This window comes from Psychromonas sp. (assembly GCF_041586535.1).
Lineage (GTDB): Bacteria > Pseudomonadota > Gammaproteobacteria > Enterobacterales > Psychromonadaceae > Psychromonas.
The window spans coordinates 1-24,625 of sequence record NZ_JBFGZY010000042.1 but is presented as its reverse complement, the minus strand read 5'-3'; the positions used below and the strand labels follow the sequence as shown (position 1 = coordinate 24,625).

General features: G+C 43.4%; 18 protein-coding genes and 1 pseudogene. 18 read left to right on the top strand and 1 reads right to left on the bottom strand.

All coding sequences use genetic code 11. The annotated features are described in order from the left end of the window. Positions 1 to 297 precede the first annotated feature (297 nt). The 7 genes from ABZA00_RS06615 to ABZA00_RS06585 all read left to right on the top strand — a co-directional run bounded on the left by ABZA00_RS06615 (position 298) and on the right by ABZA00_RS06585 (position 8,335). Positions 298 to 603 carry a hypothetical protein gene (locus ABZA00_RS06615; RefSeq protein ID WP_372881362.1) on the top strand — a complete coding sequence of 102 codons (306 nt, stop codon included), beginning with the start codon at positions 298 to 300 and terminating at the stop codon, positions 601 to 603. Between the two features lie 136 nt (positions 604 to 739). Next, positions 740 to 1,657, top strand: coding sequence for a 23S rRNA pseudouridine(2604) synthase RluF (gene rluF, locus ABZA00_RS06610; protein ID WP_372881361.1), 918 nt, complete (start codon positions 740 to 742; stop codon positions 1,655 to 1,657). Then, complete coding sequence (thiL, locus tag ABZA00_RS06605; protein ID WP_372881360.1) at positions 1,654 to 2,661, top strand: thiamine-phosphate kinase; 1,008 nt, start codon at positions 1,654 to 1,656, stop codon at positions 2,659 to 2,661. The genes rluF and thiL overlap by 4 nt, the downstream gene beginning before the upstream one ends. Before the next feature lie 16 nt (positions 2,662 to 2,677). Next, entirely contained in the window at positions 2,678 to 3,160 is a 483-nt protein-coding gene (locus tag ABZA00_RS06600) for a phosphatidylglycerophosphatase A (protein WP_372881359.1), read from the top strand. Between the two features lie 4 nt (positions 3,161 to 3,164). Then, positions 3,165 to 4,685 carry an ABC transporter substrate-binding protein gene (locus ABZA00_RS06595; RefSeq protein WP_372881358.1) on the top strand — a complete coding sequence of 507 codons (1,521 nt, stop codon included), beginning with the start codon at positions 3,165 to 3,167 and terminating at the stop codon, positions 4,683 to 4,685. A gap of 221 nt (positions 4,686 to 4,906) precedes the next feature. Then, a complete protein-coding gene (locus ABZA00_RS06590) occupies positions 4,907 to 5,071 on the top strand; it encodes a hypothetical protein (RefSeq protein WP_372881357.1) in 165 nt (54 codons plus the stop codon). Positions 5,072 to 5,167: 96 nt separating this feature from the next. Then, entirely contained in the window at positions 5,168 to 8,335 is a 3,168-nt protein-coding gene (locus ABZA00_RS06585) for a DUF2339 domain-containing protein (RefSeq protein ID WP_372881356.1), read from the top strand. Between the two features lie 64 nt (positions 8,336 to 8,399). Here the strand turns inward: ABZA00_RS06585 and ABZA00_RS06580 are convergent, their stop codons facing one another. Further along, positions 8,400 to 9,356 carry a LysR substrate-binding domain-containing protein gene (locus ABZA00_RS06580; protein ID WP_372881355.1) on the bottom strand — a complete coding sequence of 319 codons (957 nt, stop codon included), beginning with the start codon at positions 9,354 to 9,356 and terminating at the stop codon, positions 8,400 to 8,402. A gap of 190 nt (positions 9,357 to 9,546) precedes the next feature. Between ABZA00_RS06580 and ABZA00_RS06575 the strand changes: the two genes are divergently transcribed. From ABZA00_RS06575 to ABZA00_RS06525, 11 genes and pseudogenes are all read left to right on the top strand, one after another. Then, complete coding sequence (locus tag ABZA00_RS06575; protein ID WP_372881354.1) at positions 9,547 to 10,749, top strand: multidrug effflux MFS transporter; 1,203 nt, start codon at positions 9,547 to 9,549, stop codon at positions 10,747 to 10,749. A 1,093-nt stretch (positions 10,750 to 11,842) separates the two neighbouring features. Beyond that, positions 11,843 to 13,549, top strand: a complete 1,707-nt coding sequence (locus ABZA00_RS06570; RefSeq protein ID WP_372881353.1) for a dipeptide ABC transporter ATP-binding protein — start codon at positions 11,843 to 11,845, stop codon at positions 13,547 to 13,549. 74 nt (positions 13,550 to 13,623) lie between these two features. Further along, positions 13,624 to 15,183, top strand: a complete 1,560-nt coding sequence (locus tag ABZA00_RS06565) for an ABC transporter substrate-binding protein (RefSeq protein WP_372881352.1) — start codon at positions 13,624 to 13,626, stop codon at positions 15,181 to 15,183. 162 nt (positions 15,184 to 15,345) lie between these two features. After that, positions 15,346 to 16,323 carry an ABC transporter permease gene (locus tag ABZA00_RS06560; protein ID WP_372881351.1) on the top strand — a complete coding sequence of 326 codons (978 nt, stop codon included), beginning with the start codon at positions 15,346 to 15,348 and terminating at the stop codon, positions 16,321 to 16,323. 2 nt (positions 16,324 to 16,325) lie between these two features. Further along, positions 16,326 to 17,270, top strand: coding sequence for an ABC transporter permease (locus ABZA00_RS06555; protein ID WP_372881350.1), 945 nt, complete (start codon positions 16,326 to 16,328; stop codon positions 17,268 to 17,270). A 545-nt stretch (positions 17,271 to 17,815) separates the two neighbouring features. Then, a complete protein-coding gene (locus tag ABZA00_RS06550) occupies positions 17,816 to 19,453 on the top strand; it encodes an ABC transporter substrate-binding protein (protein WP_372881349.1) in 1,638 nt (545 codons plus the stop codon). Positions 19,454 to 19,506: 53 nt separating this feature from the next. Beyond that, positions 19,507 to 20,481 (top strand): ABC transporter permease, encoded by a 975-nt coding sequence (locus ABZA00_RS06545; protein WP_372881348.1) that lies wholly within the window; start codon positions 19,507 to 19,509, stop codon positions 20,479 to 20,481. 9 nt (positions 20,482 to 20,490) lie between these two features. Beyond that, the gene (locus ABZA00_RS06540) at positions 20,491 to 21,471 is read left to right on the top strand and encodes an ABC transporter permease (RefSeq protein ID WP_372881347.1); all 981 of its coding nucleotides are present in this window, start codon (positions 20,491 to 20,493) and stop codon (positions 21,469 to 21,471) included. Continuing rightward, complete coding sequence (locus ABZA00_RS06535) at positions 21,468 to 22,424, top strand: ABC transporter ATP-binding protein (protein ID WP_372881346.1); 957 nt, start codon at positions 21,468 to 21,470, stop codon at positions 22,422 to 22,424. The genes ABZA00_RS06540 and ABZA00_RS06535 overlap by 4 nt, the downstream gene beginning before the upstream one ends. Positions 22,425 to 22,434: 10 nt before the next feature. After that, positions 22,435 to 23,424 carry an ABC transporter ATP-binding protein gene (locus ABZA00_RS06530; protein ID WP_372881345.1) on the top strand — a complete coding sequence of 330 codons (990 nt, stop codon included), beginning with the start codon at positions 22,435 to 22,437 and terminating at the stop codon, positions 23,422 to 23,424. A gap of 68 nt (positions 23,425 to 23,492) precedes the next feature. Then, positions 23,493 to 24,625: pseudogene (locus tag ABZA00_RS06525) on the top strand (hypothetical protein); the annotation flags it as partial.

The window sequence follows — 24,625 nt, the reverse complement described above, 5'->3', positions numbered from 1 at the left end:
TGGTGGAATCGGTAGACACAAGGGATTTAAAATCCCTCGCCTTATGGGTGTGCGAGTTCAAGTCTCGCTCCGGGCACCAATTTAAATAAAAAAAGCAGCTTTTAAAGCTGCTTTTTTTATGTCTGAAATATATTCCGCGAAGGGTATATAAATCACAAACGCCAGTTATTGCCCAATCCCAGAGCCTGTTCGTTTTTATTTTCCCAGCTTGATTTTTGATCATTTAAATAAGCGCAATGGTATAAGCTATTGGATTCTTTTATACTGGCACCATGTTAATTTTTTGATGGAAAAATCATGAGCACCTACCTGATACTGTTTGCAACCATTGCAATCATCTACTATTTGCAAATCCATAAGAGGCCACCCGTAAAAACGGACTGGGAAAAACTGCCGGATCTTGCAGACTATAAGAAACTTGAAAAATCAGTTAATGAAGAGGGGCAATTGTGCTGCCGTTATTGTGCTAATAAAACAATCAACAAACGTTTACTACAATCCAAAAAAGAAAACCCTGATAATACAAAACACTACCACGCCTGCTCCGAATGTAAAATAGTGCTGTGGCGAAGTGTTAATGAAGGTGTAAAAGAACAGCAGTGAATAAAAAGTTATGCAGAAGTGAATTTTTATAGCTAGCAGAGAATTTTATTCCTTATGCAGAGTAACTTTTTTACTGTGACTATGTTTTAATGTGCCCCCTCATTTCGGGTAGTAAAGGTTAATACAGGATTATATTGTGGATAAAAGCAGCGAGATACGTCTTAATAAATTTATTAGTGATTCCGGATTTTGTTCACGCCGGGAAGCGGATAAGTTGATTGAGCAAAATCGTGTAAAAATAAATGGGGAAATACCCGAGTTAGGCACGAAAGTACAACCCGGTGATCTGGTTCTAGTTGATGGTAAACGTATCAACGCAAGTGCCCGGGATAAAGTGGATCGAATCTATATCGCTTATAATAAGCCCATTGGTATTACTTGTACTACAGAACGCCATGTGCACGGCAATATTATTGATGCAATCGGCCACAAAAAACGTATTTTTCCGATAGGGCGTTTAGATAAACCCTCTGAAGGTTTAATATTTTTAACCAGCGACGGCGATATAGTAAACAAAATATTACGTGCCGAAAATGCCCATGATAAAGAATACGTGGTGACCGTAGATAAACCTTTAAGTGAACGGTTTGTGGAGCGTATGCAGCGCGGTGTGCCGATCCTTGATACTGTCACCAAACCTTGTAAAGTGAAAGTAGAAAGTCGTTTTGTTTTTAGTATCATTCTTACCCAGGGGTTAAACCGTCAGATCAGACGCATGTGTGAATATCTGGGCTATGAAGTAACTAAATTAAAACGCACGCGAATTATGAACGTCCATTTAGGCAATTTAAAACCGGGGCAGTGGCGTAATTTAACCAGTGCTGAAATGGCCGAAATAAATCAGGCGGTATCTTACTCTTCCAAGACGGCCGTAAATAACGAATCGGCGACTGCAGCAAAACAAATTCGTCAGTCTGGCGTCAGAACAACATCAATGCCTGAAAATAAAAAGAATAATCCCCCAGCGAAAAAGATTTTTGTTAATAAAAAAGCGCAAAGTACAACAACACAAAAATCCGATGGCAGAGTAACCTTAAAGTTAAAACGCAAATGAGTCTCGGTGAATTTGATTTAATTGATTATTACTTTAAGCGTGATGTTTGTGTTGCAGATAACGGTGTGGCTCTAGGAATTGGTGATGACTGTGCGATTTTAGATATTCCGCAGGGTTACCAGCTTGCCGTCAGCACTGATAGTTTAGTTTGTGGCGTACATTTTTTTGCAGATGTTGATCCCTACAGGTTAGGTTATAAAGCACTTGCCGTCAATCTCAGTGATCTGGCCGCGATGGGGGCGTTAGCGAAATGGATCTCACTGGCTATAACCTTACCAGATGGTCCTGCTTTTAATAATGACCCAAACTGGCTGGCTGAATTTGCCCGCGGTTTTTTTGAATTGGCAGATAAATATCAGGTAAATTTAATTGGTGGTGATACCACCAAAGGGCCTTTATCGATAACTGTTTCGGTCAAAGGGATTGTGCCTCAGGGGGCTGCATTACAGCGTAATAAAGCGAAACTCGGGGAGCTCATTTGTGTTTCCGGTGATCTGGGGGATGGGGCAGTCGGCCTGGCGATTAAATTGCGGGAGCTGTCAGTGGAAAATAATCAATACTTTGTTGATGCCTTAGAGCTCACTGAACCCCGGATAAAGCTGGGGTTATTGTTACGCGGTTTGGCATCAAGTTGTATTGATATCTCCGATGGTTTAACGCAGGATCTGACTCATATTTTAAAAGCGTCTCGATGCTCAGCAACGATAGATATAGACGCCTTACCGCTGTCAGAAATGTTGCGCCGGGAAATGTCGTCAGGCTCTCTGAGCAATACGCTGGCACAGCAATATGCGTTAACAGGTGGAGATGATTATGAATTATTATTTACCATCAGTGAAAATAAACTAGATCAGTTAAAACAGGCAATTGCACAACAAAGCGGTTTAATGCCAGACATCACGGTGATTGGACGCACGACGGCACAACAAAATGAATTAATCGAATTTTATAAACAAAACCAACCGGTTATCTTTGCGACGGGCGGGTGGGATCATTTTAAATAAGGTAAACAAGAGTATTATGAAACGTGATGATTTAAAAGGATTAAATCTAAGTAACCCTGCTCATTTGGCTGCGGTTGGCTTTGGCAGTGGTTTGGCTAAAAAAGCCCCTGGTACATTCGGGACATTAGCGGCAGTGCCTATTTATTATTTTATGTCGTTTCTTTCAGTGCCGCTTTATATCGCAGTGCTTTTTGCCAGTATTGCCTTTGGTATCTGGGTTTGCCACGTTACCAGCCGTGATATGGGGACTCACGACCATGGCGCGATCGTCTGGGATGAATTTGTCGGTTATTGGATAACCATGTTAATGGTGCCTTTCAGCTGGCAGTGGGCGTTGATCGGTTTTGTCCTGTTTCGTATTTTCGACATTGTTAAACCTTTTCCGATTTCCTGGCTGGATAAAAAGGTGCATGGCGGGCTCGGTATTATGCTTGATGACATTGTCGCCGGCCTGTTCGCCGGGATGGCGCTACAATTTTTGCTCTATCTCTATGGTTAATAAGATGAGTAAATATTATTACCTTGTTGTGCGTTTCATTTTATTGAGCCTTTTATCGACTTCAATAGTCTGTTTTGCGCTGCCTGAAGAAGCGGAAACAGTATCCGATGAAGTGGTGCAGATTGCGGTTGCTGATATCCCTGCTTCATTTTCACCCTACGCGGCTCCCCGGCTTGCAGAGCAGTTTGCGCATCTCTTTTTTGATCCCTTATTACGCTGGCGGGATGATCAGCATATAGAGCCCCGTTTAGTGGAAAAGTGGGAAACAATCAGCCCTGGCGTTATACGATTCTATTTAAAGCAAAATATTAAATTCCATTCGGGTAATGGGCTGAGCAGCCAGGATGTGATCTGGACATTTTATCAAATCCAGGAAAATCCGCAAACACAGTACTTTTTTGGCGGTATCGATAATATAACAGCGCAAGATGCTGATAGTTTTATGGTTCACAGCCAATTGGCAGAAACGCAGGTTTTAGATTATTTAACCCACTTTTTTGTATTGGATTCACATTTCTATGGTGCAGGAAATAATAAGCCGAAAGCCAGTGTGGAAGAGGGGCTGGCCGGGAGAAACCTTTATCTATCCGGTACGGGGCCATACCTGCCCGGTCAATACAATCCATACACACATTTAAAGGCGATAAAGAACGAACACTATTGGGGGAAAAATGAATCAAACCTTACCCTTAATTTTCTAAAAATCAAGTCGTCCAAATCCCGTCTATTTGCCCTGCTTTCTTCTGACGTCGATATCAGCTCCGGTATCACGTCAAATATGCTTAGCAGTATACAGTTCTCAAAATCCAAATCAGCGGTAAATATCGCGTCACCCGCTGCTATGTTTTTAACAATTAACGATAGAAAAACATCGGCTTTTACACAAAAAGAAGCAAGAGAGGCGATCTATTTTGCAGTCAATAAGGTCGGAATGTTACGACAGAGCGCAAGTAGAAGCACTATTACTGACCCTCTCTATACTCGCTTGGAAGAAGCTAACAGGGTTGTCGATAAACCCTATTTACCCTCTTATCGGGTGAATCAATCCCTGCGTTATGTCAGGCAATTAAAATTACCCAGAAAATTGAGTTTATTGGTTATGATAGATGGTCCCGGAAACTCGGAAAAAATGGCCAATATTTTTATTAATATGATGTCAACTATTGGTGTCCACTTAAAGACAACAAAAGTATCTACATTGGAAGATTGGCAAAAGCAGCAGTTCAGTCATGATTTTACATTATCACCCTGGCAGTCGACTCTGATAGATAATAATAATATTTACCATGATTTATGTACTGATAGTTATTTATCTGATTTTATAGAGCAGTTATATGTGGAGGCTAAATCAACGGATACGGCTATTTCACTGGAAAAAGTTTTTGAGTCTGCAAAGGACGAACGTAAAATTATCCCGCTGTTTTTCCAAAATCAGATTTGGGCGGCAGATAACAGATATAATTTGAATGAAATTTTTTCTGCTAATGGCAGCCCTTACTGGGATCTGTTAAAAAGAAATCAATAGTTAACTTCAGCTCTGGATAAGCAAATCGATACAATACCGCTATGTCTGCGTTAAATCATCTCCCAATAGCCCGCTATTGCTACGATGATTCGCCTTGAACTATACGAAACTAACGGTACTGTATATACCCATGTTACTTCAAAATGCTTTGTCAGGCACGAGCTTGGAAATCAGAGCAAGGCGCAACATGAGGTAATGGTTATACCAATTCCGATAATTAGATGATCTATTTAGGCGTAGAAAAAATGGATGAAAGCAAGGCATTGATTGCAGTAACTAGTTGTTCTAATTGCACAAAATCGTATGGAACGATTTTGAACAGCTTTAGCTGGCCACAAAGTGGTGAAGAACAGGACGTTCTGAATCAAATCAATAACAAAGACTAAAACGTAGTTTTATGTCTAGCTAGCATTCATTTTAACAAACATAAATGAATAGATATTTATCGGATTTGGTATTATCTGTTTCGCCATGGATTAAGGATGACTATGCAGTTAAAGGATGAGCTGGCAAAATTAAGTGCAGAACTGGAAGTGCTACAGTCGGAGCAGATGCGGCAGCAGCTGATTACCGAGCAGCGACTAACGTATTTCAGTCTAAAGCTTAGCAGATTAAGCGAACTGATTGGCGAAGACATTTCCTCTCATTCAGCAGATAATAGCCAGGTTTCTGCACCTTTAGGTAGCGATAGGCTCTCTCCATCAATTTCTGCAGATAAAGAGATAAATAAAGCCAATAAAAGCTCAGAGTTGCACTGCTCTAGTGCTCGGAATAATTATCTTCAAGCGGTCTCCGCGGGTGCCGCTGCTACTGTTTTGCCCGCCAATGAAAATGAGCCGTCGCCCGATGCCCATGTGCAAATCCCCGATCCCTGGTTACAGGACAAAATCATCGCAATTCCTGGCAGGGCACACTCAGAGAAGAAAGAGGTGACACAAGGTCCGAATAGACTGAAACAAGTAGCAATGCTGCTCGGGGAGAATTTAGCAGACTTTTTTAACACTTCACTGGGCCCTTTTGCCACTATTATTAACCAGTTAAAGGCATTTTATAAACATTATCAATCTAAAGGGCTGGGGCCGGTTTTTCTGATGACGGTGGCCGGCATTATCACATTGACCCTGGGATTTGCTTATCTGTTTCAATATTCCATTAATAACTGGCTAACGGAGACGGGAAAAGCAGTATTGGTTTTTACCTCCGCGAATATTCTTCTTGGAGGTGCGCTTTTTCTGCGCAGGCGGCGGCCGGAAATGGATGATTTTTCACTTTCCCTGGTCGGATTGGGGCTGATTCTTAATTATTTAAGCGCATATTTTATCGGTCCCTATTTTCAGCTGGTCAGTAACAGTGTCTGCTTTATGCTGCTGTTTTTGATTACTGCCGCCGGATTTTTTATCTCAATAAAACTCGCTTCCAGGGTTACCTCGCTGGTAGTGTTGGCCGGCGGATCCGCTGTGCCGCTGCTACTGGTTTCGGGCAGCCATGCGCCTTTACTTTACTTGCCTTATTTATTGCTGATTGGCTGCTGCGCGATATTACAAAGCCGCCAGTTAAAATGGCCTTTACTGCTGGAAAGCACAACCTTACTGCATATCGCCTGCATTGAAATATTTATATATCACTCGGGCCCTCCCTTGGCCGGCTTTGACTGGCAGGTGATTGTCGCTCTCTGTGCAATTAACCTGATTTTCTATCTCTATGGTTTTTCCGGTATTTACTGGCTGATTAAAGATCAAGGTTTGCCTAATCATGAGCCGGACAGCATTTTTACCCGCCGACTCTTGGCCTTACCCTTTGCACTGCTTGCTTTTTTATTACTGACCATCAGCCAGCTCACCTTAATCAGCGGCGAAATTTTCCTTATTAATGCTCTCATTTGTACTGTTATTGCCATTACAGTTAAAAATCAGAAATCTCTGCGCGCTTTACTGCTGGTGTTTGCCGGTAGCTTTGCCGCCTTTGCCGCGCTCTATCTTATCAGTGATGATTTCTTAGGTTTGGTGCTGTTAGTTGAAGGTTTATTGCTGCTTTGGTTGGGTGTTAAAGAGGGGTATAAATCACTTCGCGTTGAAGCGTATCTTTTATTGACCTTGGGTTTAATAATAAATGTGTTTGGCCTGAGCGGTTTAATCGTCAGGTTGGATTATGACCTCTATGATATTCAGCAATATGCTTTTACGCTGGCCATTTTACTGCTGAGCAGTGCAGCACTGTTTCTGACCTCAGTGATGATCACTAAGCAACTCTCCGCGCCGGAATCATCTGCTTGTTTAAGGTTTGAATATAAGATGGGCAGATTAGTTAAAGAGTTATTAAGTGTGGGTTACGCAGCCAGTTTATTATTTATAAGCAACCTTGTACTGGCCGACCACACCACACATCTTTTGCCTCTGCTGAGTTTACTGTTGTTGTATTTAGCCGCGCGGGACAAACTGAAATTCACTGAACTGCTTGCCTGGCTGGTGATTGTGCCTCTGGTTGGACAAGTCAGCTACGGAATTCTTGTCTCGGGCAGTTTCAGTTTTGGCGAGCAACCTGTATATGCCCGTTTCGCAAGGGTTGAGTTGTTTCTTTGTCTGCTGCTGGCTTATTACTGGTACCGCCGCTATTTTGCAGACTCCCGGATAATCAAGCTGGTTTACAGGTTGCAACTGCTGTGCTTTATGCTCTTACCACTGCTGTTCCTGCCGAAGGTCCTTCGTGACTTTGAAGCTTATATCAGCGCGGCGCTTTGGGGCAGCTGTTTTATCAGTTTACTCTCGGCCCGCTTACTCCGAAGCAGATTGTTGATTATTGAAGCAAAGATACTCACTATTGCCGCTTTTATTATTACCGCTTTAAGTTGTCTGCTCGAGCTTTGGCAGGGCATACTGGCATTATCCATCGGTGCACTGTTGATGGTTTCTGTTATTTACTGTTACGCCCGGATGAAAAAGCTTAACCAGCTGATCCTGCGCTTTATATGGCGTTTAAGTCCCTACTATTTTGCCCTGGTGATTGCGGTTGTGGTGCACACCTTAATGCAGTTTGCTCAGCAAAACTGGGGAGTGGTTGGTGCAGCACTATGTGCTTATTTTGTTTTACTTATCAGCCGCAGGCCTGTTCCTGATCTGCTGCGCAGCAGTTTTTCACTGCTTTATATGCTGATCTTTGTCTCTGCGATTGCACCGCTATTGATGCATGCTGAGCAGCCTTTGGGATTTAGTACGGACAGCCTTTTATATATTATTTCAGAAGCGCTAGTATTAATTATTCTGGCTAAATTTATCCTTGCCGGAGGAGTCGCTGTGCGTTTTTATGAAAAACGCTTACCGCTGGCTGTTTTATATTGGGGCTGGCATCTGTTATTTGCCTTGAGTTACCTATTGTGGAGTTATCAGTTCAGTCATCTGATTGCAGCACCGCTCAGTGCTATTTTGCTGGTGGTGCACGGCAGCTGGCTGATGTTTATCAGTCTGCGGGTTGATCAGGGCAATATGATCCGCCTGGCCACCGGATTATTTGTCGTGGCCAGCACTAAGGTACTGTTTATCGATATGGCCAGTTTTGAGATCGTCCAGAAAGTGATTGCCTTTATGGTGATCGGGGCTATTTTATTGAGCGTTTCTTTTTTCTATCAGAAAGCAAGAAACAGATTGCCCCTGTAAGCGTTTTGTAATGCCAGGTACGCAATGAAAAATCAGCCGTCAGCCGATGACCCACCCCCTCCGGTTACTTCATTGCCTGTGCAATGCTTGCGCATATCGTTTCCCGGATCCATTTATGACCCGGTTCCTGATCATTTCGCTTATGCCATAACAGCACGTAGGCAAAGGGAGAAAAGGTTATTGGTAGGGGCAACTCTATCAACGGATAGAGTTTTTTAGCATGCGGCGCAAAACGGGAAGGTAAGGTAAAAATAAGATCGCTGTGTGCGCATACACTTGCTGCGCCGTAAAAGTCCGGCAGGGTACTGCTAATGCGCCGATGTTGACCAGATTCGGCCAGGTGATAATCTAAGGCCCACCAGTCATTACCTTCACAGCGTGCCTGCACGTGTGACATGTGCAGATAGGCTTCAATATTCCAATCTCCTGCCTTTACGGCATCAAGTATCGGATGACCCGCTCTGACTAAACAGATTTGCTGATCGGTAAATAAGGTGGTTTGGGTAATGCCCTCCGGCAGATTATTCAGTCTTAAATCTGAAGCGGGATGGAGATCCCTTGCGGTAATGCCAAAATCAATCTGTCCCTGTAATAAAGCCGGCATTGACTTTTCACTCCACCCGTAAGTGTCCAGGGTTATTTTAGGTGCTTGTTTTAGCAGCGGGCCGATGTAGGAAGGTAATAAGGTTTCATAAGCGCTTTCGAGCATCGCAAAAGAGAATTGCCTGTGGCTGGTTTGCGGTATAAAAGTGGGGGGCAGGGTGACCTGATACAAACCCTGTAAAATGCCCGGTAACTGCTCTTTTAACTGTACTGCATGCGCCGTCGGTTTCAGGCCATGTGCAGTACGGACAAAAAGCGGATCACCCAGCGTATCCCTCAAGCGGTTAAGGCTTTTGCTCAAAGCCGACGGACTTAAATGTAAACGGCTTGCCGCGCGGGTGGCGCTCTCTTCTTCTAATAATATTTGTAGCGTAACGAGAAGATTGAGATCAATTTTTGCGAGATTATCAAGGTTCATATAGACAACCATTGCAGAGTACAGTGCCAATACCTGTCATGTTTTCTACTTTTCATATTAATTCTGAACAGCTCAAGATATTCCTAAAAGGAAATTAGGTTGTGAAATTATGCCATTATAATTCACAACACACCTTTGTTAAACTGTTCCCAATCACTAATCTAATTTTTTTAACTGTCTGAGTATTATAATGCGCCGAAATATATTACCTATTTTGATGTCAATGGTGGTATTAAGCCCACTGGCTATCGATATCTATTTACCCTCTATGCCTGCGATGGCTGCTGAATTTAATGTGTCATCCAGCCAAATCCAGTCAACTTTGGTGCTGTTTTTATTTGCCATGGGGATAGGTCAAATCTTGATTGGTCCGCTTGCGGATCGTTTTGGCAGGCGCCCTGTAGCCCTCGGCGGTATCACGCTTTATGCGCTTAGTAGTGTGTTGGCCGTTCTTGTTATGGAGTTCCACTGGTTACAATTTGCCAGAGTACTGCAGGGGATTGCAGCCTGCGCTTCTTCGATAGTGGTATTTAGTGCGGTGCGTGATAGTTTTTCTGCGAAAGAAGGTGCGCATTATTATAGCTATCTAAATGGTATGATCTGCGTGATTCCCGCACTGGCACCTACTCTGGGGGGATTGCTCGCAATGCACTCCGGCTGGCGTTCAACCTTTGTATTTATGGCTGTTTACGGACTTATTATTCTGGCAATCGTGTTCTACCGTTTGCCGGAGACAAGGCCCGCAAACACTCACAGCAGCGGCGGGTTATATCACTGGGCACGTTTTAAACCTGTATTGCAGGATAGTCATTTTCTTTTCTATGCCCTGACCTGCATGATGGGGATGGCGGCAATCTTAACTTATGTTTCCTATGCTCCTGATTGGTTAATAAGGCACTTAGGTATTTCTGAGTTGAGCTTTAGCCTGTTATTTGGCTTAAATGCGTTGGTTAATATCGGTGCGTGTTTTGCGGCCCCGCTGGTTATTAAACGCTTTGGTAATCGTGAGACTGTGTTGATTGCTTTGTTGGCCTTAATAATTTCAGCGCTGCTGCAATTATCTGCACAACAATGGGGGCCCGTTACCGGGATGCCAGCTGCATTTGCCTTTATGCTGCCGATGATGCTGTTATGTATTGGTTTTGCATTATTACTCGGGCCGGCGACGAGCATGGCATTATCCGGGTTTAGCGAACGAGCCGGCACGGCAGCAGCTATGCTTGGCTGTATTCAAATGAGTGGTGCCGCATTGCTGGCCGGTTTGCTTCAGCAGACCAGCTTAAACGCGCCTTATGCAGTGATTTTATTGATGGGGGGCGGCGCGGTGGGCTTATTAGTGGTAATGTTAATGCCGCGTTTTAATCACTGGCATAAAGAGCAGTTCGAACATTAATAGCTTCATGATGTTGATTTATTTTATTAATTTTAAAGCGCCATGTTTTTAATCTACATGGTGCTCCAGAACTTCATGTCGATTAAAAAAACGAACTGCATAGCTGCCTGAAATTATACCAATTCCGATAATTATCTATTCATTTTAACAAGCATAAATGAATAGATAATTATCGGATTTGGTATTACTTGGAAAGAGCAAAATATTACTCCCATGCGGAGGCCTCTGTATTTAAATGGACTCAGAAGAAATCGCTTTTTCGTGAGGCAGGTCACGTTTTTTGTAAATTAGCTGTGATGATCTTGCCCAGCCATAATTTATTTTTTATTCACTTTTCAAAAATAAATCAAGTTGTTGTATTGCGCGCCCTAAAATGGAGCGCTACTGCACTGTTATCTAACATTTATACCCATGATACTTCAAGATGCAAAGTCAGCAAGACAAATTGTGCCGAGATGCCAGGCATAAAATTGAAGTATAGTTATTCTACATAGAAATTTTATAACAAAGCAGATTGGTGCAATTTACTTTGCCCTACGGGGCGCTAGCTCGAAAACCAGTGCTGCGTTGCACCAATCGAAAAGGGAATAACCATTACCTCATGTTGCGTCTTGCTCTGGTCTCCGAGCTCGTGCCTGACAAAGCATTTTGAAGTAACATGGGTATATCTATTTTTTAACCTGTCAATCCGGTGCAGACCAGCTACTGCTTATATTCTAAAACAACAAAACCATACTATGTTTGTGCTTATGCTGGCTGATAGTGAATAGTAAAAAACGCTTACCAGTTACAAACATTATAATTTGTAGTCTGCTCCTATTTGGTGCGCCGCTGATATCTACAACAAGAAAAAACGCGCTTCAATAATATGAATGATCTGGCGAAGATGATTATTTATGCATTAATAACCTTTTTCATGGCGCGTCAGGGGCATTGCAAAATTATAAATAGTCAATAAGATACGGTTGCTTTCATATACCCGTTTACTATTTATGGTTTTTTTCTAATCTCTTTTCTCCAGTGAATATACTGATAGTAAACGATAATATTTTTCATAGCAGGTGCTGCCGCAGCTGTTTGCAGGTAACTGATCATGTCTTTATTAGAAGTAAAAAATCTTCGCATTGAGTATCCATCGCGGCATGGTGTCCATGCTGCCGTCAAATCACTCTCTTTTTCAATTGAAAGAGGCGAAATAGTAGGGGTTGTCGGTGAATCTGGCGCAGGTAAATCAACTGTGGGTAATGGCATTATTGACCTGCTCAGTCCTCCGGGCGTTATTGCCAGCGGCGATGTATATTTGGAAGGCGAAAAAATATCCGGTTTATCGGCGGAGCAGATGCGCGCAGTGCGCGGCTCTAAAATTGGGTTTATTTTTCAGGATCCGATGACATCCCTGAATCCGCTGTTTACCATTGAACAGCAATTAACCGAGACCATTCGCACCAATTTGGATGTGACTGAAAAAGAAGCTTTTCAGCGAGCCCTGAATCTGCTTGAGCAGGTCGGGATCCCGGAAGCGCATTTAAGAATTAAACAATATCCGCATCAGTTCTCAGGTGGTATGCGCCAGCGAGTTGTTATCGCGATTGCACTTTCCGGTGAACCGGATCTTATTATTGCTGATGAACCGACCACCGCGCTGGATGTTTCCATCCAGGATCAAATTCTCACTCTTATCCGTGAGTTATGTATCGATAAAAATGTCGGCTGCATGCTGGTGACCCATGATATGGGGGTCGTTTCTAATGTCACCGATAAAGTGGCGGTGATGTATCGTGGTGATCTGGTGGAATTTGGACCCACCGCAAAAGTGCTCGGTAATCCGGATCATGATTATACGCGCAGCCTTATCTCTGCGGTGCCCCGTTCAGATGTCAAGCTAGACCGTTTTCCGCTGGTCAATTATATAGAACAGGCGGGGGAGATGAAGCAGCTGGATATCAAAACACACTGGCTGGGACAAAGTGAAGATCAGCGTGAATATAGCGGTCCATTATTATCCGTTGAAGATGTCAGCTTACGTTTTATTACCAAAGACTCATTTTTTGAGTCTCGCCGGGAATATGTTCAGGCTAACAACAATGTCAGTTTTCAAATCAATGAAGGTGAAACCTTTGGTCTGGTTGGTGAATCAGGCTCAGGCAAGTCCACCATTGCGCGTGTTATTGCCGGGTTGTATCAACCCAATCAAGGCAAAATAACCTTCGAAGGCATTGATTTAACCGCAATCAAATCAGAAAAAGAGCGCCGTCCGATTCGCCGGCAAATGCAGATGGTGTTTCAAAACCCCTATACCTCTATGAACCCGCGGATGCGCATCTTCGATATTATTGCTGAGCCTATCCGCTTTCATAAACTGGCTGGATCAGAAACGGAAATTCGCCAGATTGTGCACGATTTATTAGACCATGTGGGGTTAGGGCGCATGGCCGGGGTGAAATACCCGCATGAATTTTCCGGAGGTCAACGCCAGCGTATCTCAATTGCACGGGCCTTAGCGACCAGACCGCGTTTATTGATATGTGATGAACCGACATCAGCCCTGGATGTTTCCGTGCAGGCGCAAATATTAAATCTATTAAAAGACCTTCAGGATGAACTGAATTTGACCATGTTATTTATCAGTCATGATCTGCCCGTGATCCGCCAGGTTTGTGATCGGATTGGGGTGATGAAACAGGGGACGCTGCTTGAAGTTGCCCCGACAGATCAGCTGTTTATCACGCCGCAGCATGACTATAGTAAACACCTTATCTCTTTAATGCCGGCATTTAAAGGATTGAGAGTGCAGGCTTAATAATTATTTTAATTACCTGCTGCCGGCTGTATTAAACCGAACCGTCTTAACCCCGTTATCAAGGAACTATGCAGATGAAATTCTTCAAAACCAAATTAACCGTTGCTTTACTGGCCGCTGGATTAAGCTTTAGCGCAGCAGCGGCAGATATTACCGTTGCTTACGATGCCGATCCGGTATCACTGGACCCGCATGAGCAACTTTCAGGGGGAACCTTGCAAATGGCGCATATGCTCTTTGATCCGCTTGTCCGCTTTACAAAAGAACTTGATTTTGAAGCCCGTCTGGCCGAAAAATGGGAGCGTGTTGATGCGACAACATTCCGTTTTAACCTTCGCAAAGGCGTTAAATTCCACTCCGGAAATAGCATGACAGCTGATGATGTTGTCTGGACATTTGATCGTCTTAAAACCTCGGGTGATTTTAAAGGTGTTTTCGCTCCCTACGAGAAAATGGTTAAAATTGATGATTACACGGTAGAGATCAAATCAACAGAGCCTTACCCCTTAGTGCTGCAGACTGCGACCTATATCTTCCCGATGGACAGCAAATTCTATTCCGGTGATTTAGACGGCAAAGCCAAAAGTGCAATTATTAAGCATGGCGGCTCCTTTGCTTCCACAAATGTTTCCGGAACCGGCCCTTATATTGTCACTTCCCGTGAACAGGGTATCAAAGTGGTTTTTGAACGTTTTGAAGACTACTGGGATACTAACTCACCGGGTAATGTTGATAAGCTGACCCTGGTTCCGATCAAAGAAGATGCTACACGTGTTGCGGCGTTACTTTCCGGTGATGTGGATATGATTCATCCGGTTGCACCAAACGATCACAAACGTGTTGAGCAGACTAAAAATGTTAAATTAGTTACTGTTCCGGGTACCCGCATCATCACTTTCCAGATGAATCAAAAGAGTAATCCGGCGCTTGCCGATCTGCGTGTCCGTCAGGCTATTGTTCATGCCATTAACAATGACGGCATTGTTAAAAAAATCATGAAAGGCTTTGCTACCACCGCCGGGCAGCAGGGGCCTGCCGGTTATGCCGGTTATGACGACAGCTTAGTGCCGCGTTATGATCTGGCCAAAGCGCAGAAGTTAATGGAAGATGCTGGTTTCTCAAAGGATAAACCGCTGCTTATTTCCATGATGGCGCCTAATAACCGTTATGTGAATGATGCGCAAATTGCTCAGGCGGCGGCAGGCATGCTGGCCAAAATTTATATTAAAGTGGATTTGAAAACACTGCCTAAAGCACAGTACTGGCCGGAGTTTGACCTTTGTGCTGCGGATATGATGATGATCGGCTGGCATTCAGATACCGAAGATTCGGCGAACTTCTCCGAGTTCCTAACCATGACGCGTAATACCGAAACCGGTAAAGGGGCTTATAACTGCGGTCATTACTCTAATACTGAAGTTGATCAGCTGGTTAATTCGGCCAACGTGGAAACCGATCCGGCCAAGCGTGCGGCGATGCTGCAGAAAGTAGAGCAGATATTGTATAAAGAGGCGGCTTTTGTTCCTCTGCACTGGCAGAATCTGGCCTGGGGTGCTAAATCTAATCTGCAGATTGAGCAGATAGTGAATGCGATGAACTTTCCATACTTCGGCGACCTGGTTGTTACGGAGTAAATGCTGAACTATCTGGTTGTTTAATCGGGATTGTGGTTTATTTTCAGTGAACTATTTATTCATCCCGGCAACGCCCTATTAATGTAGGGCTTTCATCTTTTTGGCGTGTGTTGCAGACTCGCGCTTTTTGTTATTATTTACCATTAAATCGAGGTACAAGGAATGTTTACGTTTCTGATCAAGCGCCTTTTTCAGGCTCTGATAGTGATGTTTGTGATCAGTCTGGTTGCATTCTCCATTCAGGATAATTTAGGCGATCCGCTCCGTGAGCTAGTCGGCCAATCCGTTTCTGAACAGGAAAGAGAGGTAATGCGTGATCAATTGGGGCTTAATGACCCTTTTGTCACTAAATACGGGCGTTTTATCTCCAATGCAGTGCAGGGGGATTTAGGCACCTCCTATTTCTTTAAAAAACCTGCTACAGAGGTAATATTGGATAAACTCGAAGCCACCCTTGAACTGGTTTTCGGTGCAGCTTTAATTATCGTTTCTGTCTCTATCCCGTTGGGGGTTTATTCTGCTATCCACCCGAAAAGCAGGTGGACAAAAGTGATTATGGCGCTGAGCAGTTTAGGTATTTCCGTACCGGTTTTCCTGACCGCTATTATGCTGATGTACCTGTTTTCAATCGAACTGAACTGGTTACCCTCCTATGGACGTGGTGAAACCTTAAATGTGTTGGGCTGGGAGACCGGCTACCTGACTAAAGACGGGCTGCTGCATCTTATTCTGCCTTGTATCTCCCTGGCATCGATTATGCTGCCGCTGTTTATTCGCCTGGTGCGCTCGGAGATGCTCGAGGCGCTGAGCTCTGAATATGTGAAATTTGCTACGGCGAAAGGGCTGCCCATGAATAAAATTTATTACCAGCATGCCCTGAAAAATACCATGCTGCCGGTGCTCACTGTCGGCGGTGTGCAGATAGGCACTATGGTGGCCTACACCATTTTGACGGAAACGGTATTTCAGTGGCCGGGAACCGGTTTTTTATTCCTGGAGGCGATTAACCGTGTTGATACACCGCTGATCACCGCTTATGTCATCTTTGTCGGCTTAATCTTCGTGGTGACAAATACCATTGTCGATCTTTTATATGGCGTTGTTGATCCGACCGTAAATCTCACCGGTAAAGGGGCATAATCATGAATACTATTACTTCTTCCCATGTTCCTAGTCGCTGGGAGCGTTTTAAAAACTCAGATCTGATCTATTATTTTCTCAAAGATAAAGTGGCGATGTTCAGTTTCGCCGTGTTTCTGACTTTTTTGATCGCCGCTTTATTTGCACCGCTCATTTCGCCGACTAATCCCTATGATCTGACCAGTATTGATCTGATGGACTCCGAGCTGCCGCCGTCATGGCTGGAAGAGGGAGATGCAAGGTTTCTACTGGGCACCGATGATCAGGGCAGGGATATCTTCTCAACCATCCTTTATGGTTCTCGCTTATCGTTGACTATCGGCTTTTTAGCCGTCGCGGTACAGTTAATATTGGGCATTGTGATTGGTCTTTCTTCCGGCTATTTCGGCGGACGTATTGACAGTTTTCTGATGCGTTTTGCCGATGTGCAGTTGTCCTTTTCGACCATGATGGTGGCGATTATTGTATCGGCTATTTTTAAAGCGAGCTTCGGTAACGAATTTTACAGCCAGTATGCGGTGATCATGCTGGTGGTAATAATTGGCATCGCGGAGTGGCCGCAATATGCGCGTACTATCCGCGCGTCGGTACTGGCGGAAAAGGAAAAAGAGTACGTTGAAGCCGCGCAGGTGATGGGATTTAAAGCGGGTAGGATTATGTTCAGGCATATTCTGCCAAACTGTTTATCGCCGATTCTGGTTATCTCCACCGTTCAGGTTGCCAATGCCATTATGTCTGAAGCTGCTTTGTCCTTTTTGGGGTTAGGCCTGCCGGTGGACCAGCCCTCTTTAGGCGCGCTGATCAGTATCGGTTTTAAATACATCTTCTCCGGAGCCTGGTGGATAACCATTTTCCCGGGCATTGTATTGATTACTCTGGTACTGGTCATTAACCTTCTGGGAGACTGGTTAAGGGATGTCTTTAATCCGAAGATTTATAAAGGTTAACTCTTTACCGCTGTTAGCTTCATTCTAATAACTGCCCATTTCGATGGGCATTTTTTTTGGGGTTGATTTAAGTTTTGATTAAATATACCTCAAACGCCTTCTCACTATTACCATTCCTGACAAAGAAGTAACTCTTTTTCATTCAGGCCAATTCAATTTTCTGCTAAGAAAACGCTTGCGAATTAATTAAGATGATTTTCGCCTCAAGACTATCGATTGTGCCGCTTTCTTTTTCTTTTTTCTTGATAGCTAAATGCATTGGGATAAACAATTCAATATCAGGCAGTTAGTCTGTATATTGCGAAAATCAGCTGATTTTTGACAAGTTGAACTAAAAAAAATGAAATAAATGACAAATTTCTTATTGTGACCAAAGTACCAATATTTACTCAATCAGGTTGCCGCCTCTCTCCCCATCCCATAATATCACCAAAAGAAAGCGCTTTCTTTGTGTGTTGTGGAATTCATTTATCACAAATGAATGTCACACTGTTAAGCCTGAGTAAGCGTTCCGGTTGTGATTTTCTAACTTTAAGGACTATACAATGCACAGTAAAAAGATTTTGGCCTCGCTCGTATGTGGTTTATTGATATCGGCAGGTGGCGCAATGGCTGAAGATATTAAACAGGGTGGGACGTTAACGGTTCCTATTATTAATACAGGTTTCGTTGAGAACTTTAACCCGTATACATCAGGGGATTTGACGCACGGGGTGATATTTGAACCTTTAATGGTTTTTAATGCGATGACCGGGAAAACTGAATGGCGTTTAGCAGAATCAGCAGACTATTCTGATGATCTGAAAACCATTACTCTCAAAATTCGTGATGGTTTAAAATGGTCTGATGGTCAACCTTTGACTTCAAAAGATGTCGCATTTAGTTATGAGCTGAGTAAAGAAGCAGCTGCATTTGACCTGAAAGGAATTTGGCCTGCCGGTAATCTTAAAAGTATCAAAACACCGGATGCGACAACTATCGTATTTGAATTAAATACTCCAGATTCCACACTGCTCTGGGATCTGGCGGCATACCATATCGTACCAGAGCATATCTGGGGTAAAGAGAAAAATCTAACAACCTTTATGAATGTGAATCCTGTCGGCAGCGGTCCAATGACAACGGTTAAATATGTTAAATCACAACAGATGCAGCTTTGCCGTAATGATAACTACTACCTTCCGAATCGCCCGTATATTGATTGCATAACCTACCGTTCATACAATGATAACTCGCAAATTCAACCCGCGCTAATGAAAGGTGAAATTGATTGGGGGTCTAACTTTATTGCTGATATTGAGAATACTTACGTAAAGGCTGATCCTGCAAATAATCATTTCTGGTACCCGGCTAATGATGCAATCCATCTTTATGTTAATACAAAAGAGGCGCCTTTTGACGACTTGAATGTACGTAAAGCGTTATCTATGGCATTGAATCGTGCCGACATTGTTGATATTGCCGCTTTTGGCTATCCGACAGTCAACTATAATGCGGGGGGAATTGCCGAGCTTTATAAACCTTATATCAGCAAGGAAATGACCGCTAAATACAAAGATCTTACCCAGTATGACCCTAAAAAATCAAACCAGTTGCTTGATCAAGGCGGTTATAAAGATCTTGATGGCGATGGATTCAGAGATATGCCTAATGGCGAACCAATTGAATTCGATATCGAAGTGGTTAACGGCTGGACAGACTGGATTCAAGTAGTACAGATGGTAACTGAGTATTATGAAGAGATCGGTATTAAAGCCAATGTTAAAACCGTCGATTGGGCTGTTTATGATAAGAACTTAAAAAACAGCGGATACAAGATGTCGATTAACTGGTCAATGGTTGCGACTAATCCGATTCAGGCTTATCAGGAATATTTCCTGACTGATCGTGCCGGTCAATCTTTCCATGGCGGCCATGGCGTGCATTCACCTGAAATTGATCAGCTGATTAACAGTTTTGGTTTAACCAAAGATCCAATGAAACAACAAGCTATATTAGATGAGCTACAGGAGTTTACCGCTGCGAACCTGCCGTTTATTCCATTGTTCTCAAATCCGACTTGGTATCAGTACAACACCTCAAAATTTGTAGGCTGGCCGAGTGAAGAGAACCCGTATGTCCGACCAGTCTGGTATGACGGTGGTACTCGCAATTTGATTCTTAACAATCTTCATCTCAAGTAATTGATAGGTATCACTAGAGCCACTTGGTGGCTCTTTAATTATTGGAAAACATTATGAGTTTTTTATTACGCCGACTTAGTTTTTATTTTACTGCATTTTTGCTTGCTATATCCTTTAACTTCTTATTGCCTCGAATGATGCCCGGTGATCCGGTAGATGCTTTATTCGCCGCTGCGCAAGGTAAAATAGACCCTGCTGCAATGGATGCCATCAGAGAAATGTATGGTTTTGTCGACGGTAATATATTCCAGCAATATATTGCCTATATGCAGAGTGTTTTCACTCTGGATCTCGGCCCGTCGGTATTAATGTTTCCTGTGCAGGTTACTGATGTCCTTGCAATGGCACTACCTTGGACCATGTTCTTAGCATTGGGCTCATTAATTGTCGCTTTAATTCTCGGCGTAGGTATCGGTACCTATGCATCATACCGTCGAGAAGGTTTGTTCGGGCAAGTGGTACCGCCTGTTTTAGCTTTTATTAGTAATTTTCCTTATGTTGTAACCGCACTGTTATTGTTTTACTTTTTTGGTTTAAAGCTTGAACTTTTGCCACTTGCTTATACTTACAACCCTGATGTTGATCCTGGATTGAGTTTGGAGTTCATCGGTAGTGTTTTAAAGCATGCTATTTTACCGATGGGATCAATGATCTTAGTGGGTATCGCCACCTGGGTATTTAACATGCGTAATGCGATGATCAATGTACTTGGTGAAGATTATGTGACCATGGCGCAAGCAAAAGGGTTAAGCAGCTTCCGGGTGATGTACCGATATGCAGGACGAAATGCAATATTACCGGTTGCAACAGCCATTGCGATGGCGATTGGTTTCTCTTTCGCAGGCTCGATCATGACTGAAATCGTGTTTAATTACCAAGGTCTGGGAAACATTCTCCTTAAAGGTATTATGGCGCGAGACTATCCGCTTATTCAGGCCATCTTACTGATTCTTGTTTCTGCCGTGTTAACCGCTAATTTTATCGCCGATCTGCTTTACGTGTGGCTGGATCCACGAATTTCTAAATAAGGTATAGATATGAACAACTTAACTGCATCAGATGCTAATCCATCTGTTCCACACCATGAAAGTGAGTTTAAACAGAAGTGTCGCGCTGCATGGAAGAAAAGCAAAGCATTCTTTCATGGCAACCCGCCTGGTATTATCGGTGGTTTTTTAATCACGATGATTCTGCTTGGTGCTTTATTTGCGCCTGTACTGACTACGCACAACCCCGATAAACGTGTCGCCAGGCCGCATGTTGCGCCAAATGCAGAACATATAATGGGTACAACGAGAAGCGGTCGTGATGTGTATAGCCAGGTGCTTCATGGAGCGAGAAAAACCCTAAGTGTAGCCCTGTTCGCCGGTATTATAGCCACTGTAATAGCTGTTGCTGTGGGGGTTACTTCTGGTTATTTCGGTGGGAAAATTGATGAATGGATGAACTTTATCACGAATGTTTTTCTGGTATTTCCGCAACTGCCCTTGTTGATTGTACTTGCCGCATTTTTAGGGCAGGTGGGCTCGGCCTTGATTGCCGTGTTACTCGGAATAACATCCTGGCCATGGGGAGCAAGGGTCATTCGCTCGCAGACGATGGCAATTAGAAGCAAAGAATTTATTATCTCTGCGGAAGTGATGGGGGAATCAAAACTGCGTATTATTCTTGTGGAAATTCTGCCTAACTTAATCTCAATCGTGTTTGGTGGCTTTCTTGGTACAGTGATCTACGCAATGGGCGCTGAAGCGGGACTGGGTATTCTCGGTTTAGGTGATGCGACAGAAGTAAGCTGGGGATCAATGCTCTACTGGGCACAAACTTCTTCTTCTCTATACACAGGTGCATGGTGGGAAATGATTGTTCCTGCATCGGCGTTAGCGTTAACTGGCGGGGCATTAGCGTTACTTAATATGTCGATTGATCAGGTCAGTAACCCGAAACTTAAAACTGGTCCGCATCTTAAGTTGTGGAAAAAATTGAATAAAGAAGCAGATAAACGTCGAGGTTTAGTATGAAACAAGCACTGTTAGAAATAAATAACCTTTGTGTTGATTATGTTTCGCCAAATGGTATCGCAAGAGCTGTTAACAATGTCAGCTTAACCATTGCCCCGGGAGAGACTTTGGGCATCGCTGGAGAATCAGGTTGCGGAAAAAGCACATTAGCTTTTGCAATTGCTCGTTTGCATAAGGCGCCGGGGTTAATACCTGAAGGAGAAATTCTTTATAATGGCAAAGATGTCTTAAAAATGTCAGATAAAGAGTTGCGCGATTTTCGTTGGAACGATGTGTCTGTTGTTTTTCAAAGTGCAATGAATTCATTAAACCCGGTTATTACCATAGGCGAGCAGTTGACCGATGTTATTCTGGCGCACAAAAAAGTTACGCTTAAAGAAGCAAAGGACAAAGCCGTTGAATTGCTTGCGATTGTTGGCCTGCCAGGCGATCGCCTGCAAAGCTTTCCCCATCAGCTCAGTGGTGGTATGAGACAACGTGTTGTTATTGCCATTGCCCTGGCGCTTGAGCCGAAACTGATTATTATGGATGAACCGACAACGGCACTGGATGTGGTCGTTGAACGCGAAATCTTAAATGAACTTTATGATTTAAAAGAAAAATTTGGCTTTTCAATTCTATTTATCAGCCATGATTTAAGTTTGATGGGTGAAATAGCCGATCGGATCGGTGTTATGTATGCCGGTAATCTGATTGAAATTGGTGATGCGAAAACCGTATTCAGTAAACCGTCACATCCTTATACCAAAGGTTTAATCTCTTCATTCCCGACGATTCATGGCCCGAAGGAGCGCCTCTATGGCATTCCTGGTGATCCGGTCAATTTGTTACGTTTGCCAACGGGTTGTAATTTTAATCCGCGTTGTTCGGATTGTATGGATATTTGTAAGAAAGATGAGCCGCAATTGCTTAATCTGACTGCCGATTACCAAGCAGCTTGTCACAAATTATAAGGAATTGATGATGGATACCAATAACACTCCTGAAGTAGTACTTTCAGTTAAAAATTTGATAAAAGATTTTCCTATCGGTCAATCTAATAATAAAAAGAACTTTATGCGCGCGGTGAATGATGTTTCATTTGAGTTGCGTAAAGGCGAAGCGCTGGCGATTGTTGGTGAATCGGGTTCAGGTAAAAGTACGGGGGCTCGAGTTCTAACCCGTATTTTTGATAAAACAGGTGGCGATATTATTTTTAAAGGGCAACCTTTAGATCAGTTCGTGAAAGAGCATGGAACACTTGAATATGCCCGCCAGGTGCAGATGATTTTTCAGGACCCCTTTGGCTCGCTCAACCCCGTACACTCTATTTTTCATCATATTGCACGGCCTTTGCTTATTCATAAGCGTGGTGATAAAAAAACCATTGAGAAGCTGGTATATGAGCTTCTTGAATTAGTGGGGTTATTTCCGGCAGTGGAAACTGCTCAGAAATATCCATTTGAGTTAAGTGGTGGACAAAGACAGCGTGTTGCTATTGCCCGTGCTTTAGCTGTGGATCCGGAGGTTATCTTAGCCGATGAGCCGATTTCTATGCTCGATGTGTCGGTTCGTCTGGGAATTTTAAACTTAATGGCGGATCTTAAAGATAAGCACGATATTTCGTTTATGTACATTACCCACGATATTGCCACGGCAAGGTATTTTGCAGAAAAAACCGCAGTGATGTATGTCGGACATATGGTGGAGTGGGGCAATAGTGATAAAGTCACGCAAACACCGCAACATCCTTATACGCAATTATTGCTATCTGCGGTTCCTGAAGCTGGGAAAAGCGGTCGCCGTGAGCTGGGCGCTAAAAAAGGTGAGATACCATTATGGAGACCGACAAGTAAAGGTTGCCCGTTTGCTGCACGTTGTCCTCGTGTTTTAGATAAATGTAGTGAGAGTTTCCCTGCTATTACTAAAGTTGCGGATGATCATTTTATTCGCTGCCACAATATATTAATCTAACTGACGTATATTAAATATTCATTTTATTTTGCGTAAAGAAAGCGCTTACTTTAAATTTGGGTTTTACCATGACAAATAAAAATATTAATTCCTCTTCGAGCAAAGTCTCAGGAAAATTTATCGCCCTGGACGGCGACAAATACTATCAGATAAAAAATGCTGATCAGATGAAACCATTTTTTATCAGTGTTGTTTCGGCAGGTGATCACTGGTTATTTATCTCCTCCACAGGCAGCTTATCGGCAGGGAGAATCAGACCGGAAAATGCTCTGTTTCCTTATAAATCTGTTGACTATATTCATGAAAGTGCGGAAAACACCGGCAGTAAAACTATTGTAAGAGTGCAGACTGAAAAGGGCAGCAGACAATGGGAACCCTTTAACCTGCAGCACAATGGTCTTTATCAGGTTCAGCGCAATCTTTATAAGAATGTGGCTGGCGATAAGATTATTTTCGAAGAAGTTAACCTGGATCTGGGCCTGACCTTCAAATATCAGTGGGCGACCAGTGAACAATACGGTTTTGTGCGTACTTCAACAGTCAAAAACAGTGCTCAACAGCCGCTAGAGTTTGAAATCGTTGACGGTATTCAAAATATTCTTCCGCCCAATGCACTGCTTGCATTGATGCAGACCAGCAGCGCGCTGCTCGATGCTTACAAATGGAATGAGTTAATACCGGATTCAAGCCTGGCAAGTTACAGCTTATATGCCAAATTAAGTGATCGTGCCGATCCTGCTGAGTCATTACTTGCTACAACAGTATTTAGCGTTGCCGATAACTGTCAGTCCATCCTGCTGTCAAGCGAGCAGCTTGGCGCCTTCCGCCGGGGTGAACAAATCAGTACTGAAACCTTACGTCGTGGTTTACGCGGCGCCTATTTTATCCATAAAAATTGTTCGCTTGCTGCCGGCCAGGAAGAGAGCTGGCAGATTGTGGCTGATATCGATAAAACCCATAGCGCCATCGTCACCCTGCAGCAGGATTTAAGCGCCAGAGAAACCATTGCAGAGAATATCAGACAATCGGTTCAGGCTAATCATCAGGATCTGTTAATGCTGATGGCTGGCAGCGATGCTTACCAAAAAACCGCTGAAGATGAAACAACCGTGCATCACTATGCCAACGTATTGTTTAACAATATGCGTGGTGGTGTGGTTGTTGATCAATACCGGGTCGAAAAGCAGGATTTTGTCAAAAC